9 protein-coding genes are annotated in these 11,437 nt (G+C 63.1%); 2 read left to right on the top strand and 7 right to left on the bottom strand.

Going from position 1 to position 11,437, the window contains the following annotated elements:
* The 5 genes from ACREBX_RS08695 to ACREBX_RS08675 all read right to left on the bottom strand — a co-directional run.
* Positions 1 to 612 (bottom strand): AMP-binding protein (locus tag ACREBX_RS08695; RefSeq protein ID WP_431561348.1); only part of this gene is annotated, 612 nt, incomplete at its 3' end.
* 12 nt (positions 613 to 624) lie between these two features.
* Positions 625 to 2,088 (bottom strand): carotenoid oxygenase family protein, encoded by a 1,464-nt coding sequence (locus tag ACREBX_RS08690; protein WP_431561347.1) that lies wholly within the window; start codon positions 2,086 to 2,088, stop codon positions 625 to 627.
* A 162-nt stretch (positions 2,089 to 2,250) separates the two neighbouring features.
* Complete coding sequence (locus ACREBX_RS08685; protein ID WP_431561346.1) at positions 2,251 to 4,644, bottom strand: TonB-dependent receptor; 2,394 nt, start codon at positions 4,642 to 4,644, stop codon at positions 2,251 to 2,253.
* A 130-nt stretch (positions 4,645 to 4,774) separates the two neighbouring features.
* A complete protein-coding gene (locus ACREBX_RS08680; RefSeq protein ID WP_431561345.1) occupies positions 4,775 to 5,488 on the bottom strand; it encodes an SDR family NAD(P)-dependent oxidoreductase in 714 nt (237 codons plus the stop codon).
* A gap of 2 nt (positions 5,489 to 5,490) precedes the next feature.
* The gene (locus ACREBX_RS08675; protein WP_431561344.1) at positions 5,491 to 6,243 is read right to left on the bottom strand and encodes a glucose 1-dehydrogenase; all 753 of its coding nucleotides are present in this window, start codon (positions 6,241 to 6,243) and stop codon (positions 5,491 to 5,493) included.
* A 157-nt stretch (positions 6,244 to 6,400) separates the two neighbouring features.
* Here ACREBX_RS08675 and ACREBX_RS08670 point away from each other — a divergent pair, with 157 nt between their 5' ends.
* Positions 6,401 to 8,038 carry a GMC family oxidoreductase gene (locus ACREBX_RS08670; RefSeq protein WP_431561343.1) on the top strand — a complete coding sequence of 546 codons (1,638 nt, stop codon included), beginning with the start codon at positions 6,401 to 6,403 and terminating at the stop codon, positions 8,036 to 8,038.
* On the opposite strand, the gene ACREBX_RS08665 is transcribed toward ACREBX_RS08670, so the two are convergent.
* Positions 8,035 to 8,796, bottom strand: a complete 762-nt coding sequence (locus ACREBX_RS08665; RefSeq protein ID WP_431561342.1) for a ThuA domain-containing protein — start codon at positions 8,794 to 8,796, stop codon at positions 8,035 to 8,037. The genes ACREBX_RS08670 and ACREBX_RS08665 overlap by 4 nt on opposite strands.
* Positions 8,797 to 8,922: 126 nt before the next feature.
* On the opposite strand from ACREBX_RS08665, the gene ACREBX_RS08660 reads away from it, so the two are divergent.
* Positions 8,923 to 9,702 (top strand): SDR family NAD(P)-dependent oxidoreductase, encoded by a 780-nt coding sequence (locus tag ACREBX_RS08660; RefSeq protein ID WP_431561341.1) that lies wholly within the window; start codon positions 8,923 to 8,925, stop codon positions 9,700 to 9,702.
* A 6-nt stretch (positions 9,703 to 9,708) separates the two neighbouring features.
* Here the strand turns inward: ACREBX_RS08660 and ACREBX_RS08655 are convergent, their stop codons facing one another.
* On the bottom strand, positions 9,709 to 10,818 hold the full coding sequence (locus ACREBX_RS08655; RefSeq protein ID WP_431561340.1) for an NADH:flavin oxidoreductase/NADH oxidase: 1,110 nt from the start codon (positions 10,816 to 10,818) through the stop codon (positions 9,709 to 9,711).
* Positions 10,819 to 11,437 lie beyond the last annotated feature (619 nt).

Below are 11,437 nucleotides of genomic sequence, written 5' to 3'. Positions count from 1 at the left end.
CTCCCAATCGGCCTGCAGCGACGGGTCGCGGTCGAGCCCAGACCGCAGCACCGATCCGTTGGTCAGCACCGCGCCCTTGGGCTTGCCGGTGGTGCCCGACGTGTACATCTGGATGACCGCATCCCGGTCACTGCGCGGCACATCGGGGTCGGTATCGGGGAAACAGTCGCGCCAGGTCCGATAGTCGGTAAAGCCGCTCGCGGCGCCTTCAGTGGCGATAACATGCTCGACGCCCGGAAAGGCATCGCGGTTCGCGGCGACGAGGTCGGTGAACTCGGGGCCAACGAACAATATGCGCGCACGGCAATTGTCGATGATCCACGCGATCTCGGGAACTGCGAGCCGCCAGTTGACTGGCGTCATCACGCCGCCTGCCTTGGCGACCGCCATCACTAGCTCGAAATAGATGTCGCTGTTCTTGCCGAGATAGGCGACGCGGTCGTCGGGCTTTAGCCCGAGCGCGATCAGCGCGTTGGCGCCCCGGCTGCTGTTCGCGTCATATTCGTCGTAGCGTGTTACGCGACCTTCGAAATGAAACAGGATCTTGTCGGCCCGATCGCGCGCATTTCTTCGCGCGACATCGGCGACCCGTTCAAATGCCGGCACCTTCACTTGCCCGTCTCCCTATGCGTGGCCTGCGCCCAGCGCCTGCCGGTAGAGACTGGAGTCCGCCGCGTAGAAATTGCAATGGAAACCCGACGGCACGCGGAAAGGGATGTGGATCGTCGCGATCGGTCCCGCCGCAATGTCGAGCGCGGCGAAGATCGCAAGCTCGCTCGTCGCCGCTCCGGCGCGATGGACAAGCGTCATCGCATAGCCGTCGCCTTCGCCCTGCGCCCCCATCTTCGGCGCAAATATCAGTTCGCCGCACGATGCGCCGTTGCCGAAGTGGTAATAGTCTTCGGTGCCGCTGACGGTGTCGAAGCGCATCACCCCGTCCATCCCCTCGGCGCGCCCGTCGCGGCTGTTCAGGTTGATGTTCGCGAAGCTGTGCCGCGACGCGCGGGTCATGAAACGGTCGTCGGGGCGCGGGAACTGGATGTCGCGGTCGTTGAGTGTTTCCTCCTTGATCCAGCTGCCGCCCGAGTTCGTGCGCGGGTCGATCGTCCAACGGCGCAGGCTCTGCTGCGTGTCGCCGTGGGTCTGCTTCACCCCGGTCTCGTCTGGAAAGAGTGCGGTGCCGTTCGCCGCGGCGACGTCGGCAATGATCTTGCCATCCTGTTCCCACACGTTGAGTTCGTGGAACATATGGCGCGGTTCGTAATCGAACCAGCGGACGTCGCTCGCCGATCCTTCGCGCGGCATCACGGCGAATTTGGTCGGACGGTCGTTGACCCAGGCGGTCATCGGGCCGCCTTTCATGAAGCGGCCAAGGTCGACGTCGATCGGGATCACCGGGAAGACGACCCAGTTTTCGGTCAGGAAGAAGGTATGCATCAATGCGTTGTGCGGCATGTCGATCAGCTCGGCCTTGCGCACGCTGCCATCGGCGGCGATCACGTCGTAACGGATCTGCGCCTCGCCCATCGGGCCATTGATCATCGCGCCGATATTGACCAGCTCGCCGGTATAATGGTCGATCTTGGGGTGAGCGGAGAAGGTCGTGGTGATCGTTCCGCCATAATATTCCTCGCCCAACGTTTCGAGCGTGCGCGGATCAAGCGCGACGGGGGGCGCCCCTTCCATCAGCGCGAGCAATTTTCCGCCATGGACGATGATATTGGTGTTGGCGGTGTTGTACCGTTTGTCCTGAACCGATGGGTCTGCGGTCATCGGGTTCCCGAACAGGCCGAACAGGCGCTTGCCCGCTGCCTTTTCCATTTCGAATTTTTCGGTGCGGACCCAGCGGTTGAGCATCGAGGCGCGGCCATCAGCGATGTGAAACGCATAGACCATGCCGTCGCCGTCGAACCAGTGATACTCGCCCTCGCGCGTTGGATAGAGCGGCTCGGGGCCGTTGCGATAGAAAACGCCGACGAGGTCGTCCGGAATTTCGCCATCGACGATCAAGTCGGGGGCGGTCGCTTCGAACCGAACGGGCTGGTGATGCTCTGACAAAAAGGGATGGTCGAAAAATGCCTGCGTCATGCGTATCCCTTTGCGTGTCGTGTCGCCGCGGCAAGCGGTCCTGACAAATCATATTGGCAAGCGATTTTGGCAAACATCTGTAGCAAACAAGGGACGGTGCCAGTCGCCGCCCCTTGTCCTTGTTGCGCCCCAGCCGTGGACGGGTGGGGCGCCCCCCAAGTTCTAGAAACGGAAGCCTAGCTCGGCGCCGTAAGTGCGCGGCTGCTGCGCAGCACCGAAAGTGAAGAGGCCCGCGACCGGCAGGGTCGACGAGAGGCCCTTATGGTTGGTGAGGTTGCGGCCGAACAGTGACAGGCTGACTTCGCGGCCGTCGCCCAGGAAGTGGGTATAGCCGATCTGCGCCGACAGATTTTCGCGATCCTCGGTGAAGCAGCGGCTGTCGTTGGTCACCGCACCGGGGGTGATGGGTTTGTTCGGTGCGATACAGGTCACATATTTGCTCTGATAGCGCAGCAGCGTCGAAGCATCGAAGCGGCCCGACCCGACGTCCTTGGTATAGTTGAGCCCCGCCGACCATGCGTATTTGGGGGCGCGGCGCAGCGTCAGCGTCGACACATCGTCGGCAATGCCGTCCTGCGGGCTGCCCGGGGTCAGGCCGACGACGTCGTTGAAGAAATTCTTGTACTTCGCGTCGGTGTAGCTGAACGATGCATTGAAGCTGAAGGCTTCGGACATCTGCGCGATGATTTCGGCCTCGAAGCCCTTGATGTCGGCCGACGACGCGTTGCGCACCACGGTTTCTTGCGGGCTCGACGATCCCGGGGGTGAGGGCTGCACCACCTCTTCCTGTTTGTTGTCATATTTGGTGTAGTAAAAGGCGATGTTGGTTCGCAGCGTGCGATCGAGCCAGTCGGCCTTCAAGCCGGCTTCATAGGCATCGACCGTCTCGGGCTGATAGGGCCCAAGCGAGGTTGGCGACGCCGCGCGGCCGTTGAACCCGCCCGAACGGAAGCCGCGCGAGAAGGACACATAAGCGAGCTTGCCGGGTTCGAACGTATATTCGGCGTTGGCGCGCCAGGTGAACTTGTTGAAGCTGTCGTCGCCCGAACAATTGGTCGCGGGACTATAGGCTGGCAAGACGACGCCGGGCGCCGGGCTGAAGGTGCCGGTTACCGCAACGCACGACGTGCCATCGAACGTGGGCTGGCTCAGCCGAACAAGCGCACCGATGCGGCCATAGTTGTTGAATATTTCCTTCTTGTCCTTGGTGTAGCGCGCGCCGAGCGAGATTTTGAACTGGTCCGAAAGACGGATCTGCGCGTCGGCGAAGCCGGCGTAGGAGGTCGCGTTATGATCGACATATTGGCGGAGCACCGCTGTCGATCCGCCACCCAATACGACGCCGAAGTTGGTCGATTGATCGAGCGTGTAGCCGCTATCGAAATAATAGCCGCCGACGAGCAAGTTGATCGAATCGTTGAATTCGGCGAGCAGGCGAAGCTCTTGGCTGAACTGGTGATATTTCTGCTGGCGCCGGGTTTCGAAGAAGTTCGCCGAGCTGCCGTCGAAATCCTGCGTCACCGATTCGCTATTCTTAATGTAGCCGGTCACCGACGACAGGGTGATGGTGTCGCTGAGATCGATGTCGATATTGCCGGTGAGGCTGTCGACATCGTTGCGGACTGGCGCGTCGATGTTGCTGAATGTCGTATATAGGCCGCGGTTGGGCAGCAACGAGCGATTGCATTCGGTGAGCGGCGAAAAGCCGGGCGCGCCAGGTGCGGCGCAAATGACGTCGCGGCTGGTCTCGGACAAGGCCGCGGCGATCGTCTCGCCGCGCTCCCGGCTGTGCTGATAGGTGATCTGCGCCGTGATCGCGTCGCTGGGGGTAATCAGCGCAGTGACGCCGCCGGTCAGCGTTTCGTATTTTCCTTCGCGGCGTCCCTTGGTGACGTTGTAGTAATAGCCGTCGGTCTTGTCGTAATAACCGAATGCCTTGAGCGCGATAAAGCCGCCGAGCGTGCCGGTGTTGACGACGAGGCGGCCGCGCTTGGTGTCGAAGTTGCTGTATCCGAACTGACCGCGCACGCCGAACTCGTGGGTGGGTTTCGTGCGAGTCACGTTGATCACGCCGCCGATCGTGTTGCGGCCGAACAAGGTGCCCTGCGGTCCGCGCAGCACTTCCAATCGTTCGAGGTCGAAGCTGTCGAGCAACTGGCCGGTGTTGGTGCCGATGAAGACGCCGTCGACGACAACGCCGACTGCGGGATCGAAGCTCTTTTCGATATCCTCGAAGCTGATCCCGCGGATCGCGATAGCGGCGGCGCTGGGGCCGGCGCCAACCGAGTCGACGACAAGACTGGGAACGCGGCCAGCGATGTCACGGATATCGTCAATCGTTGCCGATTCCAGCGCAGTCTGGTCCAGTGCGGTCACCGCGATCGGGATCGATTGAACACTCTCCGCGCGTTTCTGCGCCGTGACGACGATTTCGCGAAGTGCGCCCTGATTTTCTTCGGCCGGAGCCTCCTGCGCAAGCGCCGGCGTGGCGATCGCCATCGCGACAAGCGAGACCGTGGCGTAAACGGCAGGCAGCATTCGGGCATGCGTGGACATCGGATTTCCTCCCTCTCGCGCCCGCGCATAGGTTCGCCGGTCACGTTGGAGGGCAAGGTCCGCTTTATGCCTGGATTGAACAATCATCAAAAATATCAGGCACGCCGTACAGGCGGGCATAGCGTTGAATCTATTGGCGTTGCGTAGCGCCGCCGTCGACGAACAGGCCGTGGCCGGACATGAAACGGGCGTCGTCCGATGCCAGAAAGGCCGCAACGTCGGCGATATCTTCGGGCTGACCGAGCCGTCCGAGCGATGCCTTTTCGATCCAGCGCTGCTTGAACTCGGGCATCGCGGTGAAGGCGGGCGCGGTCATCGGCGTGTCGATCGCGCCGGGCTGGATGCAGTTGACGGTGATGCCGAACGCACCCACTTCGGCCGCGACCGACCTGGTCATTCCCAGAACCGCATGTTTCGAAGCGCTATAGGCGGTCATGCCAGCCTCGCCGAAACTCGACATCACAGATCCGATCAGGATGATGCGGCCGTGCGGCGAGCGTTTGAGCGGCGGCATCGCGTCGCGCATCAGGCGAAAGACGGCGGTGACATTGACCGCCATCATTGTGTCGAAGAATTCGTCGCCATGTCCGTCGAGCATCTGCATCCCGGTGATTCCGGCGCAGGCGACAATGATGTCGAGACCGCCCAGCTGTGCTTCCGCCTCGGCGACCAGCCGCGCGTTGATTCCCGGTTCGGTGACGTCGGCGACGACATCGACCGCACCAGCGCGATCGACGCTCAGGACCCGCGCTCCATCGGCGGCAAGGCGTCGGGCGGTCGCCAGTCCAATCCCCGATCCCGCACCGGTGACCAGCGCCATGCGGCCATCGAGACGTCCCGCCATGGTCAAAGCGAACTGCCGCCGTCGACGCGGAATTCCGCGCCGGTGGCGAAAGCCGATTCGTCGGAGGCGAGATAGAGGACAATCGCCGAAATCTCCTCGGGCTTGCCTAGGCGCCCGATCGGATGCGTCGCGACCCAGCTGTCATAGAGCGCCTGTCCATCCGCGACCTGCGCCATCACCTTTTCAAGGATCGGGGTATGAATCGCGCCGGGATGCACCGAGTTGCAGCGGATGCCATACCCCTTTCGCGCATAGTGAAGCGCCACCGACTTGGTGAGGTGGGTGACCGCCGCCTTCGCGGCATTATAGGCCGCAAGATCACCCTGTGCACGCACGCCGCACATCGACGACATGTTGATCACCGATCCACCATGCCGCTTCATCTTGGGGATGATGTGCTTGCAGCCGAGGAAAACGCCGTCGACATCGACCGAAAATTCGTGACGGAATGCCTCGAGCGTCAGATCCTCGATCGAGCCATGCGTGGTGATGCCGGCATTGTTGACGAGGATGTCGATGCGTCCACAGCCGTCCAGAGCTGCCAACCAATCTGCTTCTTGCGATACATCCAGCTTGACGAAGCGCTGTCCAAGTTCTGCCGCCAGGGCTTCGCCGGCGGCCACGTCGACATCGGCGATAATCACCTCGGCACCTTCGGCGACGAAACGACGGACGATGTCGAGCCCCAGCCCCGATGCGCCGCCGGTCACCAACGCGGCTTTGCCCGGTATCCGTCCGCTTTTCTGCCCTGCCATCGCGTCCTCCTTGTGCTGTCCGGCACTATCATCCTGCCTGCCGGGCAAAGGCACTATTTATTGCGCTAGGTGCGATGCGGGGACAGCGCTGCCAGTCCGACGCGCAGGCGCTCACGCCGCCGGCAATGAAGCGGCCGCGCCCGACGGGAGACGCGGCATGGGAAGCAGTTGGGATTATATCATCATCGGTGCGGGATCGGCGGGCTGCGTCCTTGCCGAGCAACTGAGCGCTGATCCGCACACGCGCGTGCTGCTGCTCGAAGCGGGCGGAAAAAATGACAGCCGCTGGGTCGCGATCCCCAAGGGCGTAGCCAAGCTGGTGACCAACCCCGACCATATATGGGCCTATGGCGTGTCGCAGCCGCGCGGCGATGGCGCCGCGCCCGGCGAAGTGTGGATACGCGGGAAAGGACTCGGCGGGTCGTCGGCGGTCAACGGCATGATCTGGAGCCGCGGCGAGCCGGCGGACTATGACGAATGGGAGAAGCTTGGCTGCACCGGCTGGAACGGCGCGGTGATGACCGAAGCGTTCCGATCGCTCGAGGACCACGGCCTCGGCGCCAGCGAAATGCGGGGCGGCGGCGGACCGGTGGGCGTTGCGCCCAAGCTGCACAGCTATCCGCTCGCCGAAACGATGGTGCAGGCGGGCACCGAGATGGGGCTGCGGCCCGTCGACGATCTGAACGCGGCAACGCATGATCGCGTTGGTTTCTATTCGCACAATGTCCGTCGCGGTCGACGTGAGAGCGCCGCGACGACGTTCCTTGCCCGCGCCCGGAAACGACCGAACCTGCAAGTGATCACGCATGCGATGGCGGAGCGTTTGGTGATCGACAATGGACGTGTGACGGGAGTCGATGCGGTGGTAGCGGGACAGCCGCAGCATTTTGATTGCGACGGCGAGATTATCGTCTCGGGCGGCACGATCGAAAGCCCGTTGCTGCTTCAGCGTTCGGGGATAGGCTCCGCCGAAACCCTGCGCGCGGCAGGTGTCGAACCGCTGATCGATTCGCCCGATGTCGGCAGCCGGCTGCGCGAGCATCTGGGGTTTTCCATGCCGCATCGGCTGTCGCGCGATGTCGGCAGCAACCGTAGTTTTTACGGGTTGGGCCTCGCGCGGGCGATAGCGCAATATCTGTTGACGCGGGGTGGCATCATGGCGACGGGGCCGTTCGAGGTCGGCGCCTTCCTCAACCTGACGAGCCGCGACGCGCGGCCCGATCTGCAGCTCTATATGGGCGGTTACACCTTTGCGATGGGCGACGACAAGCATCCGGTCCCGCTGAACAGTATCGACCGCGAACCCGGCATGACGATCTATGGTCAACTGCTCCGGCTCACGAGCGAAGGGCGACTGACGATCAGCGGTCCTGACAGCGCCGCCCCGCCCCGGATCACGCCGAACTGGTTATCGACACCCGAGGATGAGCAGACAGCGATCGCCGCGGTGCATGCAATGCGGCGCTATATGGCGCAGCCGGCGCTTGTCGGGCTGGTCGAACGCGAACTGTTACCGGGTGCCGCGGTGCAAAGCGATGTCGAGATCCTCTCGGCCTTTCGCCGTCTTGCGACATGCGGGCTGCACGGCGTTGGCACCTGCCGCATGGGCAGCGATAATCGCGCTGTTACCGACGCCCGGCTGAGCGTCAACGGTGTCGCGGGCTTGCGCGTCGTCGATTGCTCGGTGATGCCGTCGCCGGTCACCGGGAACACCAATGCCCCTGCGATGGCGCTGGCGTTGCGCGCGGCGGCTCTGATCCGGGAGGATCGGCGCAAGGTGAGAGCGGTCGCCTAGACGCGTTCGCGATCTTTCAGCCAGCCGATCCCGTGGCGTAGCAGGTCGTAAAACACCGGCAGATCCCATGCGCAGCGATCGACGGTCGGCCACCAGTCCATCATCGGCTGCAAGTCGTAATGGCCCCGGCAATGCCCAAGCGTCAGGTAGAGCACCGAACCTGCGCCGTGCTGTTTGATGTAAAAGACCGGATAGGTGCCCGGCGCATCCTCGGCTTCGACGAACCCCGTGCCCGGTCCGGCACATTCGGTATCGAGCAGCACGTGCAAATCGCCGTGCGTTTCGAGATGATAAAGCTCGTCGGTGGTTTCGAACGGCTCCACCCCGGCGACAAGCGGGTGCTCGGGGTCGACGACGCGGACCGTATAGGGTTCGATCGCGGGGTGGCTGATGAACTGCGACCCCAGCAGATCCATCATCAGCGGCGCCCAGCGAGGTGCGTCCCACACCCCCGTATCGAGCAGCCGCAGGATCGAATTGGTGCCGTGCAGCGCATACCAGCGCCCCCCGCGCTTCAGCCAGTCGCGCAACGCCTCCTGTGCAGGCAGCGAGGGCGCGACGTCGCAGGTGTAGGTGATCAATATGTCGGCCGCCTCGATCGCGGCGATGTTGTCATAGTTTTCGAACACGCGGGTACGGATCGCGGAGTCTTCGGACAGCAGTTTCAATATCTCGAGTCGCGCGAAATCCATATCGTGCCAAACGCCGCCACAAATCAGCACGCAATCGATCCGCGGCGGATGCTCGCTGTCGCTCATCTCTTGATCCTCTCGCTATTTTCCCATTGCATCATGTGGGGGGCCTTGCTGCACGTCACCTTGCTCTATTGATAGGTTCGCGGCGCGATGGGAACTGGCAAGAGACCGGGTAAGAGGAGAGGCGCAATGCACAGGCTGAACGGCAAGGTCGCGCTGGTAACTGGCGGGACGAGCGGAATCGGCGCGGCCGCGGTGCGGCGGTTCGTCGCTGAGGGCGCGCGAGTTGTTTTCACCGGGTCGAACGCCGATGCGGCGGCAGCGATCGAGACCGATACCGGCGCCACATTCCGCGCGCACCGGGTCGAGGACGCGGCGGCGTGGCCCGTGCTGATGGCGGATATCGCATCGACCTTTGGCCGGCTCGACATCGCCTTTGCCAATGCGGGGACCGAGGCAGGCGATGCGAGCGTCGAGGATGTCGACATCGATGCCTGGAACCATATCGTCGCGGTCAACCAGACGGGGGTGATGTTGACCGTCCAGCATGCGATCCGCGCGATGGCGGCTAATCCCGATGGCGCGAAAGGTTCGATCATCGTCAACTCGTCGATGAATGCGTTGCGCGCGATGGGCAATTATTCGGCCTATTCGGTGACCAAGGCGGCGGTCGTCGCGCTGACCAAATCAGCGGCCATCCATTGTGCGCAAAAAGGCTATGCGATCCGCGTCAACGCGATCCTGCCCGGTGTCGTCGAAACCGACATGATCCGCGGCGTCATAGATCGCTCGCCCGACCCCGCCGCAGCGCGCGGCGCGTTCGAGGGGATGGCGCCGATGCGCCGCATGGCGCAGCTGGACGAAATCAGCGCGCTGGTTGCTTTCCTCGCATCCGACGAGGCAGGCTTCATCTCGGGCAGCGATTATGTGATCGACGGGGCGACGACCGCCGGCATGATGGGAGTCTGATCCCGCTCAAGCGGGCCGCGAAGCATAAAGCCCGCGATGCTCGCGCGGCTCGCTCCGCTCATATTGCGGCGGGACGGGCACCGTCGCACCAAGCGCCGCCGCAGCATGCCACGGCCAGCGCGGATCATAGAGCGCGGCGCGGGCGATCGCGACCGCATCGGCATCGCCATTGGCGATGATGGCTTCGGCCTGGGCAGGGTCGGTGATCAACCCGACGGCAATGACCGGCATGACGACCGCATCCTTGACCTGGCGCGCCAGCGGCACCTGATACCCCGGCGCGAGCGCGATCTGCTGCGCGGGATGCAGCCCGCCGCTCGATACGTTGATGGCGGCGCAACCCCGCGCTTCGAGCGCTTGTGCAAAGACGGCCGTCTCTTCGATCGTCCAGCCGCCCTCGACCCAGTCGGTGCCCGACACCCGAACCGTTACGGGGCCTCGCGCGCCGAACGCGTCCTGTACGATGTCGAAGACCTCGAGCGGAAACCGCATCCGGTTTCCAAAGCTGCCGCCATATTCATCGTCGCGCCTGTTCGACAGCGGCGAAAGAAACTGGTGAAGCAGATAGCCGTGCGCGGCGTGCAGTTGGATAGCGTCGATCCCCAGTCGCGCCGCGCGTACCGTAGCATCGGCGAAGTCGGTACGGATGCGGTCGAGGCCAGCGCGGTCGAGCGCGACGGGCGCATTGTCCCGGTCCAGGAACGGAAGGGCAGAAGGTGCCTCAGCCTGCCATCCGTTGGCGACATCGGGCGCGATCTGAGCGCCGCCATCCCATGGCTTTGCCGTGCTCGCCTTACGCCCTGCATGGGCGAGCTGGACCGCAATCGGAATATCCGACCACCGCCGTACCGCGGACAGAACCCGCCCCATCGCAGCTTCGCTTGCATCGTCATAGAGGCCGACGTCGGCATAGGTGATGCGGCCTTCGGGCGAGACAGCGGTTGCTTCAATCGTCAGGCAACCGGCGCCGGAGATCGCGAGCTGACCCAGGTGCATCAGATGCCAGTCGGTCATTCGTCCGTCTTCGGCCGAATATTGGCACATCGGTGCGATAACGATGCGATTGGTGAGGGACAATTCGCCTATCGTGATCGGCTCGAACAATTTGGCCACCATCTTCTCCTGTAATGCACCGGCTGTTCCGCCTTGCCTCGTCAGCGCCGCCGAGCCGGGAGGCCGCCCTAGTCGATAGGCCGACAATGGCGATGTATGAATTCGCGAAATTGACAATCGAACAATCCCGGCTTCTGCGCATGGTTTCGCTATGGGGAAGCCGCCGTCTTGGCCAGCGAGCCATCGTGTCGGCCTGTCCAATCATTTCGGGCGCTACGATAAGGTCGCCCGTGTCTGCTTCTTCCAATTTGCGCCCAGAAGCGGACCGTCCGAAAGCGGCCATTTTCCGCTGATAAATCAGCAAAGCGCCGACGGATCGGAACTGAAAAGGCGACCTACTTATCTTCGAACAGGGGAAGGCGGCGGCGAAGAGGGTATGGCAGGCACAGGGACACCAATCGCTTGTTAGGAGTGGTGACGGGATGGCCGGGAGAAGCGGCAGCCACTCCGACGCGACCGATTATCTGAGATCGCGTTGCCGCTCGCCACATGACGTTTCTGGCCCAGCCTAACCGTTTCTACGATTGGGGCCGGGGCGTCGTTCAATCGGATGCCGCCGGTCTGCTGCGGGCGCATCCGAACGCTGCTAGGACCAATCGACATTCAGCCCATGGCGGTCTGC

The sequence above is a fragment of the Sphingopyxis sp. genome (genome assembly GCF_050725655.1).
Lineage (GTDB): Bacteria > Pseudomonadota > Alphaproteobacteria > Sphingomonadales > Sphingomonadaceae > Sphingopyxis.
Note: the sequence above shows the minus strand (reverse complement) of the source record. Positions and strands in the feature narration are given on the sequence as shown.

What these genes read in the sequence shown, in the direction of transcription:
- ACREBX_RS08690 (WP_431561347.1), bottom strand. Translation starts at nt 2,088, where the DNA reads ATGACGCAGGCATTTTTCGACCATCCCTTTTTGTCAGAGCATCACCAG.
- ACREBX_RS08685 (WP_431561346.1), bottom strand. Translation starts at nt 4,644, where the DNA reads ATGTCCACGCATGCCCGAATGCTGCCTGCCGTTTACGCCACGGTCTCG.
- ACREBX_RS08680 (WP_431561345.1), bottom strand. Translation starts at nt 5,488, where the DNA reads ATGGCGGGACGTCTCGATGGCCGCATGGCGCTGGTCACCGGTGCGGGA.
- ACREBX_RS08675 (WP_431561344.1), bottom strand. Translation starts at nt 6,243, where the DNA reads ATGGCAGGGCAGAAAAGCGGACGGATACCGGGCAAAGCCGCGTTGGTG.
- ACREBX_RS08670 (WP_431561343.1), top strand. Translation starts at nt 6,401, where the DNA reads ATGGGAAGCAGTTGGGATTATATCATCATCGGTGCGGGATCGGCGGGC.
- ACREBX_RS08665 (WP_431561342.1), bottom strand. Translation starts at nt 8,796, where the DNA reads ATGAGCGACAGCGAGCATCCGCCGCGGATCGATTGCGTGCTGATTTGT.
- ACREBX_RS08660 (WP_431561341.1), top strand. Translation starts at nt 8,923, where the DNA reads ATGCACAGGCTGAACGGCAAGGTCGCGCTGGTAACTGGCGGGACGAGC.
- ACREBX_RS08655 (WP_431561340.1), bottom strand. Translation starts at nt 10,818, where the DNA reads ATGGTGGCCAAATTGTTCGAGCCGATCACGATAGGCGAATTGTCCCTC.